Origin of the sequence: Streptomyces sp. NBC_01426 (assembly GCF_036231985.1) — a bacterium.
In the GTDB taxonomy this organism is placed as follows: Bacteria; Actinomycetota; Actinomycetes; order Streptomycetales; family Streptomycetaceae; genus Streptomyces.
The window spans coordinates 296,142-320,827 of the sequence record NZ_CP109501.1; the positions used below are offsets into that span (position 1 = coordinate 296,142).

Genomic DNA, 24,686 nt, shown 5'->3' on the forward strand with positions numbered 1-24,686 from the left:
CGCACCCGCTCGCCTGCGCCGGCGTGAACCCGTGGAACAAGGCCCGAGCCGGTGCGCCGGCGGCCGTCGAGCCGGCGGCACGGCTGCGGACCGTCCGGGCGTCGTCAGAACGACTCGTGGTACTCCTGCGGGTGCCCGCAGACGCGGATGATCGCACCTGCGCCGATGTCCGGCCCCGTGAAGTCCCGGTACTGGCTGAAGCAGAAGTCGGAGTCTCCGCGGAAGCCCGGACATCCGCAGGGTTGGTTCCGACGGCCGGACGATTCGACACCGGTGCAGTACTCCAAGGATCCGTGTACCAGGGCACCTGGCTCGATCCCGGACCGGGCGAGCACGTCGGCTGCCGCGCTTTTCGCCTGACTGACCAGCAGCACCGCTTCTCTGAGCGCTCGTACATGCTCGTCACTGAGACGCGCGGGCGGGTAGGACATGGCGGGCTCCTGTCAATCGCTACGGGGCGCGGGTGGAGGGGCTGGTCGAGCATGGAGCCGGGGGTGAGGTGTTCCGGCGGAATGCAGCCGGGGGTGACGAGCCGCTCCGATGCGACGGATGCGGCTCATTCCCGCACGGTCACTGCTCGTCGACGCGGTCACACACAACGAATCCGGGCTCGATCTCCGAGCATTCGAAGATCGGCTGAGGGATCCCCACCGTCAAGGTTCCGCCCGATTCCTCTCCACGGCCCGCGGGGTGGTACGCGAGCGAGAAGTGCCGAGCCGCCCGGGGGTACTTCTCCAGCAGATCGCGAAAGTCCTCGATCAGACCACTGAACTCTTCCGGGATGGTGGCATTGCTCTTGCGTTGCTCCGTCATGACCGCCTCCTTGGTCAGAGAATCCCTGGTACCACCCAGAGGGGCAGCCATGGCCAGCCACGCCGTGCCACCGCTCGCGTACGGACGCCCTCGCCCACCTGCCGGCGACAGTTTCGCGCGGCGGGCCCGCGTTCGCGGCGGGCGCCACGGGGATGGCTCCATCTGGGCTCGGCGAGGCGACCCGGGCGGCGGAGGGTGTTGTGTCTCCAGTTGCTGGAGACAGCAGGGTGGGGAACGTGGATGTCCGACCCTCTCCTCACACGTCGACGGGCCGGACAGTTGCAGGGCCGGCAAGGGAGGCGTCGTCCCCCGGGGCTGGTGAGGGGTGTGCGACGGGTGACGAGTGCTGTGACGGTTCGGAGACATGGAGCGCACGCTTCTCGTACACATGATCCATAGTCTTCTTCTTGCAGCCCCGCCCAGCCTCAACAGCTCACACCTGACAGAGGAGGCGGCATGCAACCTCTCCTTCTTCCGCTTTCGGCCATTCGGCCGCCCCTTTGTCACGGAGTCGTTCATGTCGACCTACACCCACTCCCACCGCCGCACCGTCCTGCGCGCCGCGGTCGCCACCGCCGCCCTCGCGGGAGCCCTCCTCGCCCCGAGCACCGCCGCCTTCGCCGCCGACGCCCCCACGACCGCCGACGCCCCGAAGGCCGCCACCTCGGCGCAGACCAAGGCAGTGACCAAGGCGACGGACGGGGAGCTCGTCGGTCACCCCGTGCTGGCCGACGGCACCAAGGGCGACCTGTGGAAGAAGGGCAAGGGCTGGTACCACCTCGACCTCCACACCGCCAGCGGCATGCCGATCGCGAGCCTCCACGTCGGCGGCCCGAACGCCCAGGCGCAGGACGGACAGCAGGTCCGCGGCATGTGGGTCACCCTGAACGACTCCGGCCAGGTCCACTCCTGGAAGAACCCCGCCACCGGCCACGGCTTCGACGCCGGCGGCACCGAGACCCGCAAGGGCTGCACCGTCTCCTGGGGCATGGGCACCCCCTACGAAGGCATCAGCCTGCAACTCTCCAACGGCACCTCGGGACCCGTCGCCCAGCTCATCGACACCAAGACCGCCCGAACGCTGACCACCCTCACCACCACCAACCCCACCGGCCTCGCCGGAGGCGCCCGCATCAAGAACAGCGACGACCCCAAGACGCCCCAGTTCCAGATGCGCGTCATCGGCGGCCAGATTCCGTGGGAGGGCGTCTCCTTCCCCAAGCCCCCCACGGACTGCACCACCAACCCCACCACCACCAAGCCCGCCGCCAAGCCGACCGCCGCCACCAAGCCCACCCCGGCGGCCACCCCGGCCAAGGCCACCCCCGCGCTCTCCACCCACAACGCCGCGCAGACCTCCGTCCTGCCCAAGGGCGGCGTCGCCGCCGGCGCCGAGATCGCACCGGAGAACACGGGCAACAACACCGCCCTCATCGCGGGCGGCGCGAGCACCCTCACCCTTGGCGCCGCCGCAGCCGGCTTCATCGCCCTGCGCCGCCGCACCACCCAGCACAACTGAACCACCCCACACACGAACAGAACCCAACCGCCCGCCCTCGGAAGCCCACCCGCTCCCGAGGGCACCGGCACATCCAGGGCCTTGGGATCAAGAGCTCCGACGCGGCCGGGTGCGTGGCGGCACGGCTCCTCCCGTACTCCGCCGCAGGTACGCGCGCACGTGGTGGGCCGTCAGGTCCACGAGGGTGCTGCGGGGAGGCGCAGGCGCCGGTGTTCGAGGGCCGTGGCGAGGGCGTAGGCGCCGCCGCCTGCGAGGGCGAGGACCCAGTAGAGGCCGGGGGCGTCGAGGGAAAGCGCCGCGGTGGAGGTCAGGGCGAGCCAGACACCGAGGGCGTAGTGCAGCACGTTGCGGCGTACGGCGCCTTCGGCGAGGTAGAGCAGGCCGACGATGAGACCGGAACCGGCGGGCCAGAGGATGGACTGGAGTTCGGGCTTGCCGAGGATGGATGTGAGGCCGGTGATGGCGAGGAACAGGGCGGTGAACGCGACGACCCAGGCGACGCCGAGCAGTTTGCCGGAGAGGACGTCGGGCGCTGCGGCCCCCCGCTGGGCCCGCAGCGCGGCGATGGTCGCTTGGACGATGCCCGTGACGAGGCCGATTCCCAGGAGCGTCATGGGCAGCCAGCCGGGCAGGCCGAGCAGAGGGGTGTCCCCCTGCGAGGCTGCGGCAGCACCGTGCCCGAGCACGTAGGCCAGTCCGAAACTGAGGTAGGCCGCGCGGTTGTCGACCTCGTGCGGGAGACCGATCGGATGGACGGGGGCAGGAGCGGGGGCAGCGGGCGGTGGTTCCGTTGCGTGGCTGGGCATGGTGGGTGTCCCCTCAGGGGTGGTTGACGGATGCGTGGAGACGCCAGGGGAAGCTGCCGGGCCGTCTCGGGTCGTGTCGGATCGCTTCGTGTCGGTCGGGCGTGCGTGCGTGCGTGCGTGCGGGAGCGTTGGTCCTGCGGCCCGGTGTCACGCACGCCGGCCCTCGTGATCGGGAAAGGGCGCGGCGGTTCCGGATCAGGTGGCGGATGACTTGTCGGTGGCCTGGTCGGTCGTCTGGTCGGTCACCTGGTTCTGTCGGGCCGGTGTGTTGGTCTTGGCCGACTGGGGCGGGAGGGCGGCGCGCGCTTGGCGGCTCGGGCAGGTGAGGCGTACGGCGAGGAGGGCGGTGGCCGCCAGGATCGCGGCGGAGACCGCGAAGGCCGCCCGGTACCCGGCGGTGAGCGCTTCCAGGTGGGTCTGGTGGGTGGACGCGTGGGCCGTGACGGATCCGGCGAGGGTGGCGAGGGCCGCGAGGCCGATCGCGCCGCCGACCTGGCGGGTGGTGTTCACCAGTCCGCCGGCCAGTCCGGCGTCCCGCCCCGGAACACCGTCCACGGCGAGCGCGGTGAGTTGGACGAAGGCGATGCTCAGGCCGAGGCCGACCAGGACGCTCGGACCCAGGACATCGCCGAGGTAGCTCCCGTCTGCGCTGATCCGTGACAGCCACAGCAGCCCTCCGGCCTCGGTGAGCAGGGCCGCGGTGACGGTGGCGGTGGCGCCGATGCGCCGGGAGACACGGGGCGCCGCGATGGCGCCGAGTATGTTGGCTGCGGCGAGGGGGAGTTGACCGGCTCCGGTGGCCAGCGGGCTCATCCCGAGCACCTGTTGCTGGTACAGCGGCAGAAAGAAGAACAGTCCGATCCACACGGAGCCGAGGAGCGTCATCAGCAGGTTGCCCGCGGCGACACGGCCGGTGGAGAACAGCCGCGGCGGTATCAGGGCGTCGGGCCGGCGCCGCTCGATGACGGCGAAGGCCGCGAACAGCGTGACCGCGCCGAGAAGGGCGCCGAGGACGCCGCCGTTCGTCCAGCCGGACCCGCGTGCGCTGGTCAGCGCCCATACGAGGCAGGTCAGGGCGAGGGTGACGGTCGCGGTACCCAGGAGATCGAACCGCCCCGACTCACGGTCGCCGGCCCCGGGCACGAACACCGCGACGGTGATGAGGACGAGTACCGCCCCGAGGGCGACGATGTGGAAGACCCAGGGCCAGCCCCAGGCCTGTGTGAGCATGCCGCCCAGCAGGACGCCGGCCGCTCCCCCCGCGCCGGAGACCGCGCCCCACACGCCCAACGCGCGGCCCCGACCGGGGCCGGGAGGGAACAGGCCCATCGTCAGGGCGAGCGCGGCGGGAGCGATGGCGGCGGCGCCGAGTCCCTGTACGGCTCGCGCGGCGATCAGCACGCTCGGGGAGGCCGCCAGTCCCGCCGCCAGGGAGGAGCCCGCGAACACCGCGAGACCGGCGATCAGCACCCGGCGGCGACCGAGCAGGTCGGCCGCGCGGCCGCCCGCCAGGAGCAGCGCCCCGAACGCCAGGCCGTAGGCGTTGACCACCCAGGTGATGCCGCCGTCCGACAGGCCCACACCGGCGCGGATCTGCGGCAGCGCGACGTTCACGATCGAGGTGGCCAGCATCACGGTGAACTGCGCCGCGGCCAGTGCCGCGAGGGCGCTCCCCTGGCGGGGCCGGGCGGCCGGATCGTCCTTCGTACGTTCAAGGTTCATGGCGCACAGCCTCGGGTCGGGCGGTGTCCACAATCCATGCGCGGCGGAGGCGACGACTGTCCAGTCCTGTCCGTACGCGTCCACCCGGCCGCCCTCCGCCGACCCTCCCAGACCGCGTCGCATGTGTCCGGCCGGGGGACGGTGCGTCCGCATCGGAGCAGGACGTACGTACGGGGTCAGTCGCGGCCCACGTCGCCCGTCACGGGTGCGACAGGCATGGCAGGCGTGACGGGTGTGAAGTCCAGCAACAGGGAGGCGGGACCTCGGGTGTACAGGCCGGTCTCCTGGTAGCGGGCGCCGGGAGTGTGTCGGACCTGGTCGAACAGCGGCAGGAGCATCGCGGCGACGGTCTCGATCTCGGCGCGGGCGAAGGCCGCGCCGACGCACTGGTGGAGCCCGGTACCGAAGGCCAGGTGCTGGGCGGCCGCGGTGAAGGAGCGGGCGGTGCCGAGGTCCGGGCGGTGGATGTCGAAGGTGTCCGGGGCGGTGAAGGTGTCCGGGTCCCGGTTGGCCGCGCCGATCATGCAGAAGACGACTGCTCCGGCCGGGACCGTGGTGCCGGCGACCACGACGTCCTTGTCGGCCTGGCGCGGGATGAGTTGGACCGGTGGGGTGTAGCGCAGGGTCTCGGCGATCGCGGCGGTCAGCAGGTCCGGGTCCCGGCGGACCTGAGCCATCTGTTCGGGGTGGTCGACCAGGTGCTTGAACAGCAGGGCGAGGGTCTTGTCGGCGGGCTCGGTGGCGGCGACCAGGACGTTGATGATCAGTGCGGTGACGTCGCGGTTGCTCATGGCGATGCCGTCGAACTCGGCGGTGCACAGCCTCGATATCAGGTCGTCGCCGGGGTGGCGGCGTCGCTGTTCGATGACGGGGACGAGGTAGGCCTCCAGCTGCTCCGCGCAGTCCAGGCAGTGCCGACGGCGCTCGTCGGTGAGAGCGACGCTGGTGATGAACTCGGCGACCCCGCCGTGCCAGGCGGCGATCCGCTCCCAGTCCTTCTTGTCCAGGCCGAGGACGTCGAGCGTCACGTGCACTCCGAAGGGCTTGCCGAAGTCGTTGACCAGGTCCACCCGGCCCCGGGAGAGGAACGGCTCGATGAGCTCGGCGGCGTTGGCACGTATGGCCCGTGTCTGATCCCGCAGTGCCGCCCCGGTGAAAGCCCGGACGACGATCTTGCGCTTGGCGGTGTGTTCGGCCCCGGTCATCTGGGCCAACACCCGCCCTCGCATCACCGGTTCGGCGCGCACCGTGAGCATCTCGGTGCTGAACACCTCGTGGTCGGTCAGCATCCGCTTCACGTCCTGGTACCGGGAGAGGAAGTAGCTGTCGATCGCGGGCTCGTGGTGGACCGGCGCCTGCTCCCTCAACCCGGCGAAGAACCGGTAGGGATCGGCGGCGAAGTCCTCCGACAGGACGCTGAAGCGGGCATCGATCACGGGCATGAAGGAGGTACCTCACGGGAGCGGATGGAGCGTCATGAGCCAGTGCTGTGACCGGAAAGGTTCACCGCGTCACGGCACCCGGCACGGCAAACCTTTCCGGCCACAGCACTAGACGGCGTAGGACGGGTACCCGTTCCGGGGGTGCGTGGCCTTCTCGCTCCCCGCGCTACCGGCCCCGTTCGCCCGCCGGTCCGCCAGGCGCTCCAGGGCCAGGAACAGTGCAGGTTGGAGACAGAAAGGCCGGACCCTCCCCGGTCGGATGAAGCCGGCGCAGCGAGAACACGTACCGTCACGCACCTGCTGCCAGCGTCGCGACGCCCGGCCCGGACAGGTCGTCCACGGCCGCCCGACGGCCCGCCACCGCCAGCAGGAGGGACAGCGCGGGGCCCTCGACGTCCGGTCCGGCACCGATCGCCAGATCGACGTCCGTTGCCGTGAGGCGGACGCGGGTCACCAACTCCTTGGCCCCACCGAACGACGCCGGGGTGCGCGTCTGCAACCTGATGGCCCTGACGACGGCCTCCTGCGGATAGAGGCGTGTGATTCCGAGAGGCCGGCGGATGTCCTCACCGTGGACGATCTCCTCGACGAGGCGGCTGTCCAGAGGAGCAGGCGGGGTGGACGTCCTCGGTGCCGCGTCCCGGAGTCGTTGCAGGGTCTCGGACGGGCCGGCCCCACGTGCACGTTCCACGCCGCGGGCGTTCTGTCGGTCGAAGTCGAAGCGTGCCCGGACCAGGCCGGTCACGAAGCCGAGGCGCGTCGTGCGGGCCGTGTCGACCAGATGGGCGACCACGTCGTGCACGGTCCAGCCCTCGCAGAGCGACTGTTCCCGCCACTGCTCTTGATCGAGGCGCTCCAGGTCCTCGATCAGGGCCGTCCGCTCGGCATGCACCATTGCCCACACGCTTGCCACCATGGCTTCCCTTCGTCGAACCCAGTGTCTGCCATGAAGGACTCCACCACCGCCCGGAACTCATCGCCGGATCCCCTCTGGTGGCAGGCCGTGCGATCTCGTTGAATACCGTCGTACGCGCGTGAACACGCCACACCCGAGGCAATGACGGCGATGCAGCCGGGATGCGGGAGAAGTCAGTGAGTGCAGCCGTACCACCTGAGCCGGTAGACCCTCCTGCGCCCGTCGGGCCGCCGCCGGGTTCCCGCCCCCTTCCCGATCCTGCGGACTCCGAAGGTGCCTCCGCGTCGCCCACACCGCCAAGGAGGTTGGGGGAGTTGGCGGCCCTGGTGTCGGCGATCACCGCCGTCTTCGGCCTCGTACTCGGCTTCTTCGGCCTTCCCACCTTCGTGAACTCTCCGACGGCCAGGAACGTGACCCCGACGGTCACCGCGACCGTCACCGTCACCGCTCCCCCGGGCGCGGCCGAGCCCGCCCCGGCCCCCGGGTCGACCGGCAGTGGGGTGCCGTCTCCCTCCCCGTCCGCCAAAGGACCGTCCTCGCTCGTCCATGACCTGATGCCCGTCGAGGTGGACGGCGAATTCGGCAAGGGGGGACAGAAGGTGGACACCCGTTCGTACCCCACCGCGCTGAGCGGCCTCTGCGGAAAGCACACCTGGCAGCTGGACCGCCGGTACACGACGTTGACGACACGTGTCGGCGTCAGTGACGACACCCCCTCCGGCCGCACCATCACCTTGTACGTCGACGTGGAAGGAGCCCGGAAGAAGGAGCTGGTCATGGGCCCCGGGGACTCGGTGGCGACCGTGACCCTGGACGTGAGCGGTGCCTACCGCGTCAGCCTCGGAATCGATGGCTGCTCCTGGGCGGACCAGCTGGGCCGTGGAGTGTGGATCGATCCCGTCCTCGCCCCGGCACGGTAGCGGCCGAAGTGTGATGGGCTTCCTCCCGGTCAACCGGCCGCGGGGACACGGCGCATCGTCCAGCACCGGGTCGCCTCCTCCGCGGCCGCGATCACGGCGGCGTTCCGGGCTCTCTGGTCAAGGCCTGCCGCTGCGGCGGCTTCCCGGGCCGAGGCCACCTGACGGCGGACGTCCGTACAGGCACGGAGAGCGGCGGGAAGTTTGCGCGCACCGGTGAGGCCGGCTCCTGCGGCATCCATCGCGACGGCCTCCGCCTGGTGTACCGCGTGCTGCACCGCGCAGGATCCGCATCGCCCGTCGGGGGTCTCGGCATCCTCCCACGAGCCGCAGTCCGCGCATCGGCCCGCAAGGGATGCACCGCCCGGGTGCGCAGGGCCCGGATCCGGGGTTCGGGTCGATGCGGTCGTCGGGCCGTCGGCGGGTACGGGCCGGCCTGTGGGGGTGGGCGCGCAGGTCCGGCAGCGGCCGGTCTCGGTCAGCGGTGTCGTGCAGTCGGGGCACTCCCCCGCGTCCAGGTGCCGCCGGCGTTCCCGCAGGGCCCTCTGCTCCAGGCGGATGGCCAGGCATTCGGCGCACTCTTCGCCCGAGTGCCAGCGAACGCCCTCCTCGCAACGGGGATCGTGGCAGCCCCATCGGACAGCGGCCACCTTGAGGAGCCAGCCCTCGATGCTGCGCAGGTCCGACGGGGAGGTCCGGGCGAACCGCGCTTCCAGGCGGGACCGCAGTCGCTCCGGTTCCACGCCTTCGGAGAGTTGCGCACCCAGTTGGCGGGCGAAGGTCCGTTGGACGTACGTCCGTGCCCGCTGGACCAGCCACGCGACCGGTTCCATGATCCAGGCCAGCCGGGGGCTGAACGTCAGATCGGGCCCCGTGTAAGAACCTCGCCGGCTGTCGCCTTCGGGCTTGGGAGGGACAGGGGACTCATCCGCGCGGAGCGCGAGGCGACCTGCGGGAGTGGCAGCGGACGCGGATTTCGGAGTCGTTCGCTCGTCGAGGGCCACGCGCGCAACCACCTGAGCCTCGCCTACGGCGGATGAGGTCAACCCACCCTCGTTCACGAGTCCGTCAATCTGCGGATCTTCCTTAGTCGCGAGGGATCCGTCACCGGCCGGTGGACCCGAACCGTCACCAGCAGAGGAACACTCAACTACCGTTTCCCCTCGCACTGGTTGACCGATCTCCGCCTCCGTCGGACCGAAGGGGAGGGCGGGCTGGTCCAGGGCTTCGTAGATGTGCCTGCCCTGAAGGCCCTCCCGCCGGTGGACCTTGAGCCAACCGAGGGATTCGAGCGCGTCCACCACCGTGGACGCGGCGGCGGCGCCGATGGGCTGGCGCGCCTTCCTGCCGGAATGGTGGACGAGGATCTGACCCAACTGCGCTTCGGAGACCTTCAGGTTCCGGGCCTGTGCGTAGGCCAGCGCCGCCCACGCCCTCAACTGGCGTGGTTCCAGGAGTTCCGCCGCGATCACGGGCACCCACACGAACGCTTCCTGTCGGGGCATGACGCGGAGCCGGCGTTCCGCCGTGGTACCCAACCCTCCGGGCTTGGTGCGCCGTCGGGAGTGCAACTCGACGACGCCGTCGAGGGGATCGGGGCGGGTCAAGGCCCGGATCCCCCGTTCCACGGCCGAGGCGCTCATGCTCAGGTAGCGGGCGAGTACGGAGACGCCCGCCGTGCAGCCCTCGGGCCGCCACCCCAGGGCGGCTGTCTTGACGTAGACCGACAGGGCCACATCGGGATACGCCGATGACGAGACGACGCGCCACGGCACGCGTACGCGGCCCCGGCGGGCCGCCTGCTCGGACGGGGAGGCGGTTTCGCCGCCTTGAGCCCGGCGTGAGATGCGGGAGCGGCGCGGGCCGGCCTCGGCTGCGGTCTCCGAGGCGGAACCTGCGGTGCGGGTGGGCTCCATCTCGTCAGAAGGCAGCACGAGACCGACCCCTGGAGTGGTGGCGATGACTGGCTCCGGGAGTGAGGAGGGGGTTTTGGCAGCACGAAACCGGCCGACCGGCACGAGGAGGTGCCGCCGGTGCGGTGGGCGCGGTCAGAAGTGGGTGGTGTTCCTGGTGAGGTTCCGTTCGAGGGGTGGGAGCGTCGGTGAACTCGGTGCGGCTCGCGGCGAGATGGTCAGGCTGCGAGCCGGAGGGTGGTGAGGAGCCGGCGCGGCCTCCGGGTTACGAGGCGGCCGGTTGACGCGGCGGCACTCCGCGCCTGGGGGCGTGCCGGGGCGTCTTGGCCAGTACGGAAGGCAGTTCGTCGATCCATCGGCCGATCGGGAGTCGGATGGCCACCTGCGCGTCCAGGGCGGACGGTTCCGTGCCCTCGGGGCCGGAGGCCTCCAAGAGGGCACGCTCGGTCCGCGTGTTGGCGATGTGTACGGCGGTGCCGAGGACGTAGAGGGTGGTCTCCGGGGTCGTCTTCTCGTCCGAGGCCGCGTCGCGTACGGCGTTGAGCGCTGCGAGGAGCCAGGTGTCCGGCTTCTGCTTGACCGAACGCTGCTTGGGCTTGTCGGGCCACGCGAACTGGGACAGGACCCGGTACACGCGCAGGACGACCGCGTCCGCGGCGAAGCAAGGCTCGCTCAGCACTCCTATGTCGATGGCGCGGTAGACCCAGTTCTTGCTGACTCCCGCGGCTACCGCGACGGCGTTGGCGCTGAGAACGGCACTTGGCATGAGCAGGTTCTCCTGTGGTCCCAGGGCGAAGGTTGTGTCGACCGTCAGCCTAGCGGAGTCGAGGCATGGAACTCCCTGTCAGGGACATCAGGCAATGTCTTGGTGAGGTGGTCCCTTCGTGAGCCGGTCGGTATAAGAACCCACCCTCATATCGGTCCTGTCGACGACCCGTGTATCAGTACGGTCATCGGTAGGACTATCAGGACAGTCATCGGTATAAGTCCAGTTCACAGCCCACATAGGAGGGCGCGGTGCGGGGCTTTTCGGCGGCGTCCGAGGTCTCCGCCGAAGGTGTGAAGGGCCGTACAGGCCGAACCCGGAAGGCCGTACCTCGATCAACCGGAGCGCCCTGAGCGGGAAACCGCAGGACCGGGGACGCCGGGAGGCACTCGAAACTCGTGAAAATTGGTGCTCCGGTGTCGGCGTGTCGCCCCACAAGGTCGCCGGAAATCCTGTTCCAGGCCGCCACAGCGGCGCGGAAACGAGCAACGGGGGTGCAGACCGCATGATGCGGTCTGCACCCCCGTTCGAATGTGCGGGTGGTGAATGCGAAGCCGGGCCGCTAGAAGAGGGGCGGCAGTTCGGGCTTGCGCAGGGGCCCCTCGACCTCCAGCGTCTGGAGATGCAGGATCACGAGCGCGGAGACCACGTACAGGCCCTTGCGCGCGTAGTCGGCCTCGTCCAGGAGTGCCTTGATCTCGGAGGCATGTGCCTTCGCCTCCGGGCCCAGCCTGAACGTCGACTTCTTGCCGCTGCCCAGGTAGCCCAGGCGCTGGTCGGAGAGCTTCTTGTACAGAACGACGAGTTCCTGAGCGTCCATGGGCGCCTGCCGGTACACGACGTCCATGTAGTGGCCGGCCGCGAGTTCGGCGTTCCCCGAGGAGCGGCGGTCGTTGGCGATCCGACTGCGCAGCGCGTCCCAGACCTCGGGGATCAGGTTGGCGCCGTGGGAGGTCCAGTCGCGCGAGTTCGTCCGGGAATCCGCGAAGGACGCGTGGATCGCCTGATGCGTCGGTTCGAGCTGTCCCGTTGTCCGAGTCGCCTTGCGAGGCTTCTGCGCCGGGGGCGCCGAAGGCGGGGTCGACGCCGCCGCCTTCTGCTCGGGCACGGCCACGACCGCTTCGAGCTCGTCATCTCCCGCCTCGGCCGCGGCCGGGCCGGGGGTGGCCGGCGCGGGAGCGGACGGCTGCCGCGCTTCGGACTCCTGCGGCGGGGCAGTGACCACGTGGTGCAGGGACGGAAGGTCACCCGCTCCCGGCACCGTCGGTTCGGGTCGGGGGGTCGGTTCCGGTGTCGGTACTGCGGCAGGAGGTACGGTCACGGGTGCCTTGGGCGCAAGGACCGCAGTCACCGGGGAAGGGGACGCCAGGGCGGAGGCATTGCCCATGAAGCCGGCATCCGCGACCTCTTCCGCCTGCTGGAGAAGAGTGGCGGCGAGATTGGCCTGAGGGGCCGGAGGACGCCGCCTGCGCACGGCACCGAAAGCGCCGGCGTCCTTCTGGTCCTGCTTCTTCTTGGCCGCTCCCCCGGTCGGCCTCGTCTGACCATCAGACACGAACGCTCTCCCTCGCGGCACCGTTCAGCTGCTGCTCCACCCGCGGAGCGACCTCCCATTCGGTGTCGGGAGTGTCCATCCGGTCGAGGACCTCCTGGAGGAAGCTGGCGTAGCGCTTGCCCGGGGCGTGGTTGGCGTAGCCCAGAACGGAAGGAAGCCCTATGGCGTAGCTGCGGGAGATCCTGGTGTCCTCGCGGATGTCCGTGACGAACGGGTACAGGTTCGTGTCGATCATGAGGTCCCGGACTTCCATCTCCTCTTGGGACCAGTCCGACGGCGGCTTCGCCATGTTGAGGACGGCGCCGAGGAACTTGGGGTCGGCGTTGGTCCGGTCCTTCACGTGGCGAATGGTCGACCGCATGGCCACCGCACCCTCGACGGTGGCGTGCTTGGGCAGGCACAGCGTGAGGGCGTAGTCGCTCGCGGCGAGGGCGACGCCGTTGAGCGCTTCGACGGCCGGGGGCGTGTCGAAGACCGCGTAGTCGAAGTCGTCCTCGATCTCGGCCAGAAGCTCGCGGAGGACCTGGACCTTCTCGTTCCCGGCGGCGTGCAGGATGTGCTGGGCGTTCGCCATGGTGTGCTGCTCGGAGGCCAGCAGGAACAACTGCCCCGCGCCCTTGAACTTGTGGAGCAGCTCGCTGCGGTCGATGAGGATGTCCCGTACGCCGGCGGGCACGCCCTGGGCCGCCATCTGAAGCTTGAGCCCCAGCGAGAGGCCGATCTGGGACTTGCTGAGGCGGACACCGAGGGCCTGCCCGGCCTGGGCCTGCGGCTCGATGTCGAGGACGACGACTCGTGCACCGGTGAGAGCGAGACCCGCGGCGAGGTTCACCGTGGTGGTGGTCTTGCCCGGCCCGCCCTTCTGGCTTGCTACGGCGATCTTCTCCACGGAACCAGCTCTCCTCGACAGTTCGTGCGGTGCGTGACGTTCCGATGCGGCCTCTTCGAGCCGACCGGTTGCGCCGGCTCTGTGATGAACGAGGTCTCTGTCAGGGAAGTCATTTGCTGAGGAGACGATAACAGGATTCGCACGCAACGCACCGCAACGGCGTGGCGTGTCTGGAGTGACTGTTCGAGGGGTGATGGGCGGTCAGGGGTGTTGCCGTGGTACCCCGGCAGGGCTACCGCCGGTGCGCCCGGCGGGGAGAGGAAACGACCCGCCCGGGAGTCGATCGGTCGGCACCTCGGGCGCGATCGCGTGGAGTGGGTCCGAGGTGGGGTCTGTGACCCGTTCTCGCGGAGGGGGGCAAGTCGGCAGGGTTCGCCGCAAGGACCTGCGACCGATGAGTGCCGGCGAGGGTGAGGCGTGGGGAGGAGCGGACGCGCGAGCCACCGACCGGGGGTTGCTACAAGCGGACTGCCCATCCAGCGTGCGTACTGAGGACCGCTCTCATCTCAGGACGTTGAGAAGCGGGTCGTCTCGCACGTTCGGACCGTGGGAGTCGCGCACGGTCCGTCGGTGGGACGTACGCGACAAGGGAGCGTCGACAGTGCGGAACGTGCAGGGGTCGGAGCTTCGTCGGATCGCGAGTGCGTGAGTTGGTACGCACGTCAGGACGGACGCTTCGTCGTGCGTACGGGAGACCGGAAGGACGGTGGGTCGGGTGTACGGACCGTCAACCGTTGAGACGAGCCGTCAGTGGTAAGGGCGTCCGTTCGTGCTTGCGCACGCACGGTCGCCAGGTCGTACGCAACGCGAGTCGGACGCCAGGTCGGTGTATCGGTGGAGCGGTGTATCGGTGGGTCGTCGTTTCGGTAGGGCTATCGGTAGCACTTACCATCAGGCCTGCTATGCAGACTGCACTAGGGACAGCTATCAGGCTGTACATCACCCTCTACATCAGGATGCATATCAGCATTGCTATCGGTATAACGCCAGGTCAGTGCCTTAAATGATGCCCGGCCGAGTGGCGTGCGTGCCCCATGCAGCCATCACGGCGCATGCGACCGTCGTGGTCGAGCCGAAGCCTGGCGGGCTCTGCCCTCGGCGGCTGCCATCATCGGCCCCACTGGGGCTTGGAATCCTGCCGACTCCGGACACGCGCCCTCGATGATGAACGGAATTCAACATTCCAGTCCCTTCAGTCCCTCCGGACCCTGAACGCTCCGGCGCGCAACGCTCTGACCTGCCCCTATGAAGGTCGCTCTCCTAAGGGACTGAACGGATCGGGGCTGCGCCAGAGTCCTTTCCCCGGTCCCTGGCCTTGCTCCGCGCCCTGGCCCGCTCGACGTCCTCCTCCTGCTTCGCCCAGGAGCCCAACAGGAACAACTCCGGGGCTGTGGCGTCATCCCGCTTCGAGTTTCTGTCCCGGGCGGTGGTCACGATCCGGCCCGCTGCGCTGCCCTCCCTGCCCGCACCGTCGGGAGGCCTCGCTCCGGGTCCCTGGATCGCTTGGGTGCGATCGCCGGCGCGGATCCACTCTCCCACCGGGCCAGACCTGCGGACGGGCTCTGCGCCCCCTGGAGCGCCTGGGAGTCGGAGGGGGCCGTGGGGGCCGCGCAAGGGTCGGGAGGGCAAGCCAGGTGCCTCCAGGGGCCGTCCGGGGCCCGTAGGGCTCATGTAGTCCCTACGGGCGGGGAGATGGCAGGGGGGAGGAGTTCCCGCTTGACCCCCTCCCTCGGTACCCCCTCCCCCTCCGAGGGGCTGAGCCTCCTGGGAATCGCTTCGGTCCCTGTCCCTTCAGTCACTACACAAACCTGCTGGTCAGCGGCCCTTCCGCCGCTGTTCAGGGACTGAAGGGACTCAATTTCCCAGTTATGAGCTACCCAGGCCTATGACTCCTTCTTGCTTACGTCCGCGCATACCCACACACGCATGAGAAGTGGAAGTGACAACTTTGAGTCCCTTCAGTCCCTCTCTCTAGGTCCCTGCCCTTCTGACCTGCTCTTTTCTCCAGGGACTGAACCGGCAGGGACTGAACCGGAGTCCAGTCCCTTCAGTCCCGATGCCCAAGGCGTCCGGCCGGCGGCAGGCACGTGGGGTGCTCCGCTCGCTTCAGGTGGGGCGGGGGCTTCAGGTGAGACGGGGGAGGGACCAGTGGAGTCCGGCTTGAAGACGGGAAGGGTCGGGAGGATGTGCCGTTGGTGGTCGGCTCCGACCCGCCCGGGAGTCACGCCGGTTCAACTCGCCGCGAAATCCGGACGAACCTCCCCGAACCTCCAGGTACTGAGGGACTGAAGGGACTGAAATATCAATACTGCGGCAAAATCAACCTGAGTCTCCCCAGACTCTGGGGTAACCTCCGCGATAGTGAATCTTCAGTCCCTCTGGTCCCTGAGCTGCAGGTGAGAGCGCGCTTCAGGGACAGGTACCGGGACAGCAGCAACCGTTCCTCACATCGCGTCAAGGAAGAGCCAGTGCCCGTCCATTCCGAGAACCCGTCGCACGACGTGCGCGGCGGGACAGCCCTGGACGTGGCTCTCTGGATGGCCCTGAGAGGCTTCCCGGTGCATCCTCTGGCGCCTGGGACCAAGACGCCCGCACCGAACTGCTCCGACTGCCGAACGGCCCGGCACACGCCCCAGGACTGCCCCTGCCGCTCCCGGGGAGGCTGGTGCCACGGCTTCCACGCGGCGACCACGGACCCCGACACGGTGCGCCGGTGGTGGGGGACCGACCCGGAACCCGGCATCGGAGTCTCCTGTGGACCCGCGGGGCTCGTCGTCGTCGACGTCGACGCCCACGGGGCGACGGTCCCGGACCGACAGCGCCTGCTGCCGGGCATCCCCATCGACGACCGTGTCGACCTGACCGGGCTGGAGAGCGGATACGACACCCTGGCGCTCCTGGCCGCGTACCGGTCCGCGCCCAACCCCTGTGAGGACACGTCGACGTTGCGCGTCCGCACGCCCTCCGGAGGAATGCACATCTGGTACCGGGCAGCCCAGGGCGGCCCCCGCTTCCGCTGCTCCAGCGGGTCGAGCTCCCGCGTGGCGCTCGCCTGGCAGGTCGATGTCCGCGCCGTCGGCGGCTACATCGTGGCCCCCTCGACGCGCACCACCGTCGGTGTCTACGAACCGATGCCCGGAGCCCGCGTGCCGGCGGTGCTGCCCATGTGGCTCACCGCCGAACTCGTCCGTACCGGCCACTGCGTGGAGGCCCCACCCGCTCCGGCGGAGCCCCATCCCGTGCGACGGACGCAGGCCCCGGCTTCCTGCGGTCACCGACGGGACGGACAGCGCGTGCTGGCCTCCCTCCTCGACGAGGTCCGCTCCTGTGGAGCGAGCCACGAGGGAACGGCGTTCAGCGAGAAACTCAACCGTGCCGCCTTCACCGCCGGGGGACTGGCGGCCGCGGGGCACGTCACCGAGACAGAGGCCCGACGCGCGCTCCTCGAAGCCGCGGAACACGCCCGACCCCACCAGTCACGCCGCATCGCACTCATCGTCGAAACAGGGCTGCGCGCCGGAAGCGAGCGACCGATCCACCCCAAGGGACGTCCATGAGCAGCGCTGGAAGCACGGGGTTCAACGCCCAGGCAGCGGCGGAACAGCTCGCCGCGTTCACCACGGACACCGCCCCGCCGGGCCGACGCCTGCCCGCTCAGCAGAGTGGAGCGCCCGGCGCGGGCGCCGACTTCATCCAAGCGGGACTCCTGCACAACCTGACCGACCGCGGCAACGCCAAACTCTTCGCCTACCTCCACCACAACCGGTTCCGGCACGTGGAAGGCCTGGGCTGGTACGTCTGGGACGAGTACCGGTGGAAGCGCACCGGCGGTGAGAAGGCCGCGATCTGGGCCGCCGGGGACATGGCGGAGGACCTGCCCGCGCACGACCCCCGCGGCGTGTTCACGGATCGGGAACTGGCCCAGCACCGCAGGCGCACCATGTCGACCTCGGGTGTGAAGGCCATGCTCACGCAGGCCAAGGCCTCGCCCGAGCTCGCCCTGGACCCGGACACCCTGGACGGCGACAAGTACGCGCTGTGCACGCCGGCCGGCGTCGTGGACCTCCGTACCGGCGACCTGCACAAGCCCAACCCGACCCGGGACCTGCACTCCCGCGCCACCCACCTGGCGCCCGAGGCCATGCCCACGCCCCGGTTCCACGCCTTCCTCCAGCAGACCTTCGGCGACGACGACAAGGGCAAGGAGATGATCAACTTCCTTCATCTCCTGCTCGGTTACTCCATCACCGGTGACGTCGGCGGGCAGGTGCTGCCCTTCCTCTACGGCGTCGGTGCGAACGGAAAGTCGGCCCTGCTCGACGTCGTCATCAAGATCCTCGGCGACTACGCGGACGTGGCGCCGCCCGGCTTCCTCATGGAACGCGGCAAGTTCAACGAGCACTCCACCGAGCTGACCGAACTCCACGGGCGACGCCTGTTCGTGTGCAGCGAACTCAAGCCGCACGACAAATTCGACGAGGCGCGTGTCAAACTCCTCACCGGTGGGGATCGCCTCAAGGCCCGACGCATGCGGCAGGACTTCTTCAGCTTCGAGCCGACCCACAAGCTGTGGCTCCTGGGCAACCACCGCCCGGAGGTGGGCACCGGAGGCCACGCGTTCTGGCGCCGGATCCGGCTGATCCCGTTCGAGAAGGTCGTTCCCGACCACCGGAAGATCGACAACCTGGCGGAGGCGCTCGTGCAGGAGGAGGGACCGGGGATCCTCCACTGGATGATCCAGGGCGCCAAGGCCTACCTCGCCGGCAAACCGCCCCTGACCGGCCCCAACGTCGTGCGCGCAGCCACCCAGGCCTATGCCACGACCGAGGACCACATCGGGCGGTTCCTCGCGGAGTGCTGCACCACCGGCGCGCACCTCGCCGAACCCCGTGACCTCAAGGTCGAACAGGGAGCCCTCTACCGCGCCTACAGTGCCTGGTGCCTTGATGGGGAGGGGCTGCGCCCCGCCACCACACGGGCGTTCGCCACACGCATCCGAGCCGAGGCGGGCGTCGCCTCGCCCAACGAGATGCTCCGTTCGAACGGTCAGAAGTTCTACCCGGGGCTCGCCCTCCTGGCCGACGAGGAGCAGGTTCCGCGTGACGCGATCAGGGCAAGCACGACGTGACTGGCCGACGTGTGCCGCCGCCTCGGGACGGGCACCCCTACGATGGACAAGGACGATGAACACACCCACCCACCGACGGAGACCCTCGGGGTCCTGTCGCATATCGGCATCGGCGCCGCGAGCGGCGCGGAGAGACCAGGGGCCCGGAGGGCCGACGTGAACGAGGAAGGACTCAGGCCATGAGCTCGCTACTGACAGCCAGCGATCTCGCCCACGAGGTCAAAGTGGTGTGGCTGGAGGACCCTGAAGAGCTCGACTACGTCCGACAGGCCCTGGACAAGACTCCCCGCCGCCGGGGAAAGCCGCGCTACCACCGCGACGGACGCATGATCGGTTTCACCGAACTCGGTGAGACGGCGGAGGCCGACCCGGACAGCGGCCTGCAGAAGCGGCGTGTGTTCTACCTCCTGCCGCACGACCGGGACGCCGAGCCCGAGGGTCTCTACCGGGAAGGCGCTCCGGGCGAGGCCGTCGACCCGCGCACGATCGAGCCCAGGCAGGTGGGAAGGAAGACCGAACGCTCGCAGCGGGGGCTGTCCGCACCCACCGTCGCCTGACTTCCGTCCCTCCGGTCCGTCTCCCCTGGCGGGAAACGGGTCTCACCTGCCGGCGTGGAACGGCTCTGACCTGAGCTTTCCCGGAACCACGTCCGTGTCTCGTTCAGGACGTGGTTGGCTGAAACACGCTGAGGCCAATGGCGAAATTCAGTCCCTTCAGTCCCTTTCGGACCCTGCGGGGCGGTTCGCCTAGAAGGCGAAATCGACCTAGTCGATGTCGGTGAACTCGACCAGGAGGCTCGTGGCGCGGGCGCCGTTGTCCTTGAAGTAGACCTCCTGGAGCCCTTCCGCGGCGATGGCACGGAGTGGGGCCTCGGAGGCTCCGGAGTCCTGGGCCGCGAAGAGCCGCGAGGCGTTTGCTCCGGTGGCAGGTGCTGGGTGATGCGGCGCATGCGGCCGTCGTCGGTGGTACCGGGTGCCGCGGTGAAGCCGAAGCGGGCGCGGGTCTCGATGATCAGGCCGGTGGTGCGGGCCGCCTTGTTCCGGGCACGCTTGCGGACCGGGGGCTGCCGGCGTCTGCGTACCTCCGCTTCGAGCCGGGAGGCGAGTTCGGGGCGCGGAGTCCTGATCTGGCCCTTGACGTAGCGCTCGACGGTGCGGGGAGAGACGCCGAGGAGTTGGGCGGCGACCTTCGTGAACTTGGCCGCTTTCACCAGGAACCGCATCCGTGCCTGTGAGGAACTCGCCGGTCGGGGGCTTCCGCGGGCGCCGGGGCCGGTGAGGGAACCCGGCACGGGTGCGGACTCCCAGACGTTGGTGACGGGGTTGCGGGCCGCCCGGGTGGGCGGGCGCAGGGCCGTCATGAGCTCCAGGCCCGAGACGGCCGTGGAGCCGCGGGCGCGATGTCGTCGGCCGTGTTCGGGCCCGCGCCGACGTGGGAGCGGGGGCTCGGCGTTAACGGCGTTAACGCCGTTAACGAGGGTGGTGGGGGTGGGATGGGTGGGGGGCGTGCGGGACACCGGATCGGCCGGGGGCGGTGGGCCGATGCGGTTGCCGGGGCTGGAGCGTCGGCTGGGGGAGCGGGCAGCGCCGGGGGCGTTAACGCCGTTAACGCCGTTAACGCCGCCGGCGCCCCCGGCGTGGGCGCGGCATCAGATACGGGTCATCAGCAGCTCCGTGACGGCCTTGAGGTCGTCGGGTGTGAGGTGGGCGGTGAGGGCGTCCGCGATGGTCTCCGGGGAGTGCGTGGAGATCGTGATGCGGGGGGAGCCGGGGATGGACACGGGAGCTACGGGAGCTACGGGGACTACCGATACTGCGGGTGCTGCCGCCGTTACGGGTGCTGCCGGTGCTGCCGGTGCTGCGGGGGGCTCGACGGCGTTAACGGCGTTAACGCCGTTAACGGGGGTGGGGGTCACACGGGTGCGCTGGCGCGGGGGATTGACGGCGTTGGCAGCGTCGTTCGCCGCCGCTGCCTGCTCCTCCTGGGGGAGGCGGCCGATGCGGCGGGCCGGTTCCACCTTGAGTTCGCCGGTCTCCACCTTCTCCTGGAGGGTGGGGGTGAGGTTCAGCAGCGTGAGGCGCTGGGAGACCCAGGCCGGCGTCTTGCCGAGCCGCTTGGCCACCTGGGCCTGCGAACCGTGCACGTCGACCAGCTCCTGGAGCGCGCGCGCCTGGTCCATGGGCGCCACGTCGACGCGGTGGACGTTGGCGATCAGCGCGGATTCGAGGATGTCCGCCGCCGACGCGGACAGGGCGTCGTTGACGTGGATGTGCATGGTCTTGATCCCGGCCAACTGCGCGGCCGCGAGGCGCCGGTTTCCGTCGATCACCACGTACGGGGCGCGGCCGAGGCCGTCGGTCTGACCCGGGTGGGCCTCCATGAACGCCATGCGGGTGGCGACCGCGAGGGGCTGCAGTTGGCCGCGGGAGACCAGGGACTGGGCCAGCTCGTCCAGCTCCGTCAGGTCCTCGCGGAGGTTGAACGGGTTGTGTGCCAGCGCCTCGATGGGCACCTCGGAGGGCGGGACGACCCCGGAGGTGGGGGCGCCCGTGGCCTCCGCGATCGCGGCACGGCGGGAGCTGACGCCCACCGGCTGCGCTCGGGCGAAGGATGCCGAGACTCCGAGTTTGTCGGCCTTGCTCATGAGATCTCCCTGGCGAGCGCGCGAAGGGCGACCGCCTGGTCACCCTTGGGGGCGTAGACGAACAGCGGCTGCTTGACCCGTACGGCCTCGCGCTGTTCCTTGAGGTCGGGCACGATGGCGACGACCCGGGGATCCTTTATGTCCATCCAGGCCTGAAGGGACGAGGTTGCGATGTAGCCGCGGCGGCCGTCGTAGAGGTTCACGACGAGGCCGAGGTAGTCGATGTCGAGGCTGAGGTCGTCGCGCAGATCGTTGATCTGCGAGGTGAGCAGGTCGTAGGCGTCGGCCGAGGAGTCCTCGGCCTGTACGACGATCAGGGCGCCGGAGGCTCCGGGCTGTTCGGCGTCGCGGCGTCGCCCGTAGTAGATGGCGGCGTCCATGCTGAGGCCGAGGCTCGGGGGGCAGTCGATGAGGATGACGTCGTAGTCGGACTCGACGGGAGCCAGGGCGCGTTCGAGGGCGGCCTCGCGGGCGCGGACGGTGGAGAGGCGGACGTCGAGGAGGAAGGCGTCGGTGCAGGCGGGGAGGATGTGCAACCGGTCGCCGAAGCGCTCGTCCGGGATGGGGACGATCAGGTCGGCGAGCGGGCCCTTGGCCTCGCCGGCCATGTGGCAGGTCAGGCTGTCCCCGCCGATGGGGAGCGTCTGTTGACCGAGTTGCTTGGTGAGGTGGCCCTGCGGGTCGAAGTCCACCAGCAGGACGCGCATGCCCAGGCCCGGCAGGTCTTCGAGGTCGAGGGGCGTGGTGGGCAGCGGTTGCTGTTCCTCGTACGTCGCCTCGTCGTCGACCTGGACGGCGGAGCGACGGGCCAGTTGGCGGGCGACGCGGACCGGGTGGAGGCTGGCGGGGTCCTCGGCGAGGGCTTCCGCCGTGCCGGCGGTGACGGCGGTCTTGCCGACGCCGCCCTTCTGGTTGCAGACGACGATGCGTCGTACGACGGAGGGCCGCTTGACCGTGGGGGCCGGGTTCATCTCCAGCCAGAGGCGGACGGCTTGGGCGAGGCCCTGGATGAGGGAGACGCCGCGGTGCTTGGAGTCGGTACGGAAGGACTCCCACTGACCGGCGGGCAGCCAGGTGGAGAACGACTCGGCACCGGAGGTGTCGACGGGGGAGGGCGCCGAGGCGAGGGCGCTCCAGTGGGCGATGCCCTCGTGGACGGCGTCCTGGATGTCGACCCGCAGTTGAGCGGTGCGGATCTTCAATTCCTGGCGCAGCCACGGGGGGAGCTTGGAGACGACTTTCTCTCGGTCGCTCTGGGAGGAGGGTGAAGTCATGAGAGGGACTTTACTAACGTTCCAGAGTGTTCGTGAGCGCCACGCTTGGGTTTTGCTAACGAAACACTACGCAAAAGCCCATGCTCAGGCCCCGGCACGTGACAGGGCGGCCTCGCACACGCCGTGGCGAGCACCCCCGTGGTTCACCACGGCGTGTGCGAGGCCGCCCTGGACACGCCGTCAGCCGACCTGGACCCCAGGGAAGTCCGGGTTCGGAAGACCGAGTTGAGCCCGGCACTCGGGCGAGCCTGCCGGGTCGAAGGAGGAAATGCGGTCCGCGGGCGTGATCCCGGGGAGGAGGAACGCCCACAGGTCGGCGATCCGGGCGTGGAGGTCCGCGCGGGTGGTGCGGACGTACGAGGTGACCTGGATGCCGGTGAACGACCCGATGAGGAGGGTCGAGAGGTCGGTGACGTCCAGCGCGGGGAGTACGTCGCCCGCTTGCTGGGCCGGCGTCAGCAGGCTGTGGGCGGTGTTCATCCACGTGTTGTACGGCGTCGAGTCCGGGTGGGTGAACGAGCCGAACTCGATGACCAGGCGGATGCCCGCCCGGATCCGGACGTTGGTGCGCAGGCCGTGCGCCATCTGGTGCGTCACGTCGATGGCGGTTTGAAGGCCGGGGTTCTCGATGGCCGGGAGGTCGTCGGAGATCCGGAACTGCTCGTCCATCAGGGTGCGGGCGAGGGCTTCCTTCGACTGGAAGTGGAAGTACAGGGCACCCTTGGTGACTCCGGCGTGCTTGACGACATCGCTGAGGCTGGTGCCGTGGAAGCCGGCGTCGTCGAACGCGATGGCAGCGCCGTCGAGGATCGCCTGCCGGGTGACCTCGGCGCGTTCCTGTCTGACCCTGGCCACGTCTGTCTCCTGATGATGTCCGGCCGTCCGGCCGATCGTGCTGCGGTGCTGCGGTGCTGCGGTGCTGCGGTGGTGCGGTGGTGGGTGATGCGGGTGGTGCTGTCTGGCCAATCTAGTGGGACGGGGGCAAAGAAAACCAGTCGACAAGTACTTTTCTGCGGAGCGGGGTGACGGTCTGTAGGGACTTGCTCCGGTTCCGCCTGTTGCTTTTCGAAGGTGGGGAGCGCGGGCGGCAGCGTTAACGGCGTTAACGCCGTTAACGCCGTTAAGTGGAGTGAGGCTTTCCGGCGGTCAGGGCGTGTGTGCGCTCGCCCTCGCCCCGGTGCGCGCGCCGTACTCCGGGAGGGCAAGCGTGCTGACCTTCTGGCCCTGCTTCAGCATCCAGGCCAGGCAGCGGGGTCGGCCGAGCAGGGTGTTGCGCACGCGCAGACCGAGTCGGGTGGCGGGGGCCAGGAAGGGACCCGTACGGTCGCCGCCCCGTTGGCAGGCCTCGGCGTACGGGCGGACCAGTGACTCGTAGCGGGCGAAGGCGGCCCGGTGGTCCTCGGGAGTCCGGGCGAGTTCGGAGGCCAGGACATACGCGGCCACGATCCCGGTACCGGTGCCCATTCCGCCGATTGTTGCACCGCAGGCGGCGTCTCCGACGAGGGCCACCCTGCCGGCGGACCAGGTGTCGACGTCGGCCCGGCTGATGGAGTCGAAGTAGAGGTCCGGGGCCTCGTGGAGGGTGGCGAGAAGCTCTCGGGTCTTCCAGGGGAGGGAACTGAAGGCGCGGGTGATGTGTTCCTTCTGGGCGCGGTGGTCGTGGCGGTCGTACGGGGCGGCCGGTGAGGCGAAGACGAAGAATGCGCGGTCGGCGGTCGCGGACGCCAGGCGGCCCGGAGCGTTGTAGCCGGTACTGCCGGGGCGGCGGAGGTCCAGGCGGGTCGGGAGGGACCAGGAGGCCGCGTAGTAGCCGAGGTGCGTGACGTACTCCTCTTCCGGGCCGAAGGCGAGCCGGCGGAGGTGGGAGTGGAGGCCGTCGGCGCCGATGACGAGGTCGAAGGTGCGGGGCGGAGAGCGGCGGAAGGTGACGTGCACGCCGCCGGCGGTCTCGGTGAGGGCGGTGACGGAGTCGCCGAAGACGTACTCGGTGGTGGGCCGTGAGGCTTCGTACAGCACGTGCGAGAGGTCACCGCGGAGCACTTCGAGGTCGCCACCGGCGAACTCCGCCGGGAGGTGAAGGAGCTCGTTGTCGTCCTGATCGACGAAGGTCATGGGGCTGCCGCCGGTCTGGATACGACGGAGCCTGTTCAGGACGCCCATGCGTTCCAGGACGGTGAGGTGGGTGTTCCCCCGGAAGTCGACGGCCTGGCCGCCCTCGCGGAGAGCCGGGGCGATCTCGACGACGGTGGGGCGGAAGCCGTGGCGGCCCAGCCAGTAGGCAAGGGCGGGCCCGGCGATGCTCGCACCCGAGATGAGGACCGTCGCGGGGTGCTTCGGGTATCGGGACATGGGATCTCCTTGCGCGGCATTATTGCGTCCGAC

At 69.7% G+C, this 24,686-nt stretch carries 19 protein-coding genes and 1 pseudogene; 5 read left to right on the plus strand and 15 right to left on the minus strand.

From position 1 onward, the window contains the following. Positions 1–104 precede the first annotated feature (104 nt). Positions 105–431, minus strand: a complete 327-nt coding sequence (locus tag OG906_RS35785) for a DUF6422 family protein (RefSeq protein WP_329448437.1) — start codon at positions 429–431, stop codon at positions 105–107. Positions 432–570: 139 nt separating this feature from the next. Then, positions 571–813: a hypothetical protein gene (locus OG906_RS35790; protein ID WP_329448438.1), complete on the minus strand. Its 243-nt coding sequence runs from the start codon at positions 811–813 to the stop codon at positions 571–573. 517 nt (positions 814–1,330) lie between these two features. Here OG906_RS35790 and OG906_RS35795 point away from each other — a divergent pair. Beyond that, positions 1,331–2,332, plus strand: a complete 1,002-nt coding sequence (locus OG906_RS35795) for a hypothetical protein (RefSeq protein ID WP_329448439.1) — start codon at positions 1,331–1,333, stop codon at positions 2,330–2,332. 170 nt (positions 2,333–2,502) lie between these two features. On the opposite strand, the gene OG906_RS35800 is transcribed toward OG906_RS35795, so the two are convergent. From OG906_RS35800 to OG906_RS35815, 4 genes are all read right to left on the minus strand, one after another. Then, positions 2,503–3,138, minus strand: a complete 636-nt coding sequence (locus OG906_RS35800) for an ABC transporter permease (protein ID WP_329448440.1) — start codon at positions 3,136–3,138, stop codon at positions 2,503–2,505. A gap of 195 nt (positions 3,139–3,333) precedes the next feature. Next, positions 3,334–4,860 (minus strand): MFS transporter, encoded by a 1,527-nt coding sequence (locus tag OG906_RS35805; protein ID WP_329448441.1) that lies wholly within the window; start codon positions 4,858–4,860, stop codon positions 3,334–3,336. Positions 4,861–5,036: 176 nt separating this feature from the next. After that, entirely contained in the window at positions 5,037–6,302 is a 1,266-nt protein-coding gene (locus tag OG906_RS35810) for a cytochrome P450, cyclodipeptide synthase-associated (protein WP_329448442.1), read from the minus strand. 289 nt (positions 6,303–6,591) lie between these two features. Continuing rightward, positions 6,592–7,215 carry a maleylpyruvate isomerase family mycothiol-dependent enzyme gene (locus tag OG906_RS35815; protein WP_329448934.1) on the minus strand — a complete coding sequence of 208 codons (624 nt, stop codon included), beginning with the start codon at positions 7,213–7,215 and terminating at the stop codon, positions 6,592–6,594. Positions 7,216–7,532: 317 nt separating this feature from the next. Here OG906_RS35815 and OG906_RS35820 point away from each other — a divergent pair, with 317 nt between their 5' ends. Continuing rightward, positions 7,533–8,138, plus strand: a complete 606-nt coding sequence (locus OG906_RS35820) for an NPCBM/NEW2 domain-containing protein (protein ID WP_329448443.1) — start codon at positions 7,533–7,535, stop codon at positions 8,136–8,138. Between the two features lie 29 nt (positions 8,139–8,167). Here OG906_RS35820 and OG906_RS35825 read toward each other — a convergent pair whose 3' ends face one another. The 4 genes from OG906_RS35825 to OG906_RS35840 form a co-directional block, all read right to left on the minus strand. Continuing rightward, entirely contained in the window at positions 8,168–10,069 is a 1,902-nt protein-coding gene (locus OG906_RS35825; RefSeq protein WP_329448444.1) for a hypothetical protein, read from the minus strand. Between the two features lie 244 nt (positions 10,070–10,313). Further along, positions 10,314–10,814 (minus strand): hypothetical protein, encoded by a 501-nt coding sequence (locus OG906_RS35830; protein ID WP_329448445.1) that lies wholly within the window; start codon positions 10,812–10,814, stop codon positions 10,314–10,316. Between the two features lie 562 nt (positions 10,815–11,376). Further along, a complete protein-coding gene (locus tag OG906_RS35835) occupies positions 11,377–12,369 on the minus strand; it encodes a hypothetical protein (RefSeq protein ID WP_329448446.1) in 993 nt (330 codons plus the stop codon). Beyond that, complete coding sequence (locus OG906_RS35840) at positions 12,362–13,258, minus strand: ParA family protein (RefSeq protein WP_329448447.1); 897 nt, start codon at positions 13,256–13,258, stop codon at positions 12,362–12,364. Before OG906_RS35840 ends, OG906_RS35835 begins: the two co-directional genes overlap by 8 nt. A gap of 2,525 nt (positions 13,259–15,783) precedes the next feature. Between OG906_RS35840 and OG906_RS35845 the strand changes: the two genes are divergently transcribed. From OG906_RS35845 to OG906_RS35855, 3 genes are all read left to right on the plus strand, one after another. Further along, the gene (locus tag OG906_RS35845) at positions 15,784–16,815 is read left to right on the plus strand and encodes a bifunctional DNA primase/polymerase (protein ID WP_329448935.1); all 1,032 of its coding nucleotides are present in this window, start codon (positions 15,784–15,786) and stop codon (positions 16,813–16,815) included. After that, positions 16,812–18,386 (plus strand): DNA primase family protein, encoded by a 1,575-nt coding sequence (locus OG906_RS35850; RefSeq protein ID WP_267801926.1) that lies wholly within the window; start codon positions 16,812–16,814, stop codon positions 18,384–18,386. Before OG906_RS35845 ends, OG906_RS35850 begins: the two co-directional genes overlap by 4 nt. Before the next feature lie 179 nt (positions 18,387–18,565). Further along, positions 18,566–18,943 (plus strand): DUF6009 family protein, encoded by a 378-nt coding sequence (locus OG906_RS35855; protein ID WP_267801927.1) that lies wholly within the window; start codon positions 18,566–18,568, stop codon positions 18,941–18,943. A gap of 207 nt (positions 18,944–19,150) precedes the next feature. On the opposite strand, the pseudogene tpg reads toward OG906_RS35855, so the two are convergent. The 5 genes and pseudogenes from tpg to OG906_RS35880 all read right to left on the minus strand — a co-directional run bounded on the left by tpg (position 19,151) and on the right by OG906_RS35880 (position 24,653). Next, positions 19,151–19,746: pseudogene (gene tpg, locus OG906_RS35860) on the minus strand (telomere-protecting terminal protein Tpg). Between the two features lie 288 nt (positions 19,747–20,034). After that, positions 20,035–21,030, minus strand: a complete 996-nt coding sequence (locus tag OG906_RS35865; RefSeq protein WP_329448448.1) for a ParB/RepB/Spo0J family partition protein — start codon at positions 21,028–21,030, stop codon at positions 20,035–20,037. Further along, positions 21,027–22,304 (minus strand): ParA family protein, encoded by a 1,278-nt coding sequence (locus OG906_RS35870; protein WP_267803718.1) that lies wholly within the window; start codon positions 22,302–22,304, stop codon positions 21,027–21,029. The genes OG906_RS35865 and OG906_RS35870 overlap by 4 nt, the downstream gene beginning before the upstream one ends. Before the next feature lie 180 nt (positions 22,305–22,484). Continuing rightward, the gene (locus tag OG906_RS35875; RefSeq protein WP_329448449.1) at positions 22,485–23,159 is read right to left on the minus strand and encodes a ScbR family autoregulator-binding transcription factor; all 675 of its coding nucleotides are present in this window, start codon (positions 23,157–23,159) and stop codon (positions 22,485–22,487) included. A gap of 291 nt (positions 23,160–23,450) precedes the next feature. Then, positions 23,451–24,653, minus strand: a complete 1,203-nt coding sequence (locus OG906_RS35880) for an FAD-dependent monooxygenase (protein WP_329448450.1) — start codon at positions 24,651–24,653, stop codon at positions 23,451–23,453. Positions 24,654–24,686 lie beyond the last annotated feature (33 nt).

Excerpts from the sequence above, each read along its gene's own strand:
- OG906_RS35880 (WP_329448450.1), bottom strand. The coding sequence starts at position 24,653 with ATGTCCCGATACCCGAAGCACCCCGCGACGGTCCTCATCTCGGGTGCG.
- OG906_RS35785 (WP_329448437.1), bottom strand. The coding sequence starts at position 431 with ATGTCCTACCCGCCCGCGCGTCTCAGTGACGAGCATGTACGAGCGCTC.
- OG906_RS35850 (WP_267801926.1), top strand. The coding sequence starts at position 16,812 with ATGAGCAGCGCTGGAAGCACGGGGTTCAACGCCCAGGCAGCGGCGGAA.
- OG906_RS35810 (WP_329448442.1), bottom strand. The coding sequence starts at position 6,302 with ATGCCCGTGATCGATGCCCGCTTCAGCGTCCTGTCGGAGGACTTCGCC.
- OG906_RS35830 (WP_329448445.1), bottom strand. The coding sequence starts at position 10,814 with ATGCCAAGTGCCGTTCTCAGCGCCAACGCCGTCGCGGTAGCCGCGGGA.
- OG906_RS35790 (WP_329448438.1), bottom strand. The coding sequence starts at position 813 with ATGACGGAGCAACGCAAGAGCAATGCCACCATCCCGGAAGAGTTCAGT.
- OG906_RS35855 (WP_267801927.1), top strand. The coding sequence starts at position 18,566 with ATGAGCTCGCTACTGACAGCCAGCGATCTCGCCCACGAGGTCAAAGTG.
- OG906_RS35870 (WP_267803718.1), bottom strand. The coding sequence starts at position 22,304 with ATGACTTCACCCTCCTCCCAGAGCGACCGAGAGAAAGTCGTCTCCAAG.
- OG906_RS35800 (WP_329448440.1), bottom strand. The coding sequence starts at position 3,138 with ATGCCCAGCCACGCAACGGAACCACCGCCCGCTGCCCCCGCTCCTGCC.
- OG906_RS35805 (WP_329448441.1), bottom strand. The coding sequence starts at position 4,860 with ATGAACCTTGAACGTACGAAGGACGATCCGGCCGCCCGGCCCCGCCAG.
- OG906_RS35795 (WP_329448439.1), top strand. The coding sequence starts at position 1,331 with ATGTCGACCTACACCCACTCCCACCGCCGCACCGTCCTGCGCGCCGCG.
- OG906_RS35865 (WP_329448448.1), bottom strand. The coding sequence starts at position 21,030 with ATGAGCAAGGCCGACAAACTCGGAGTCTCGGCATCCTTCGCCCGAGCG.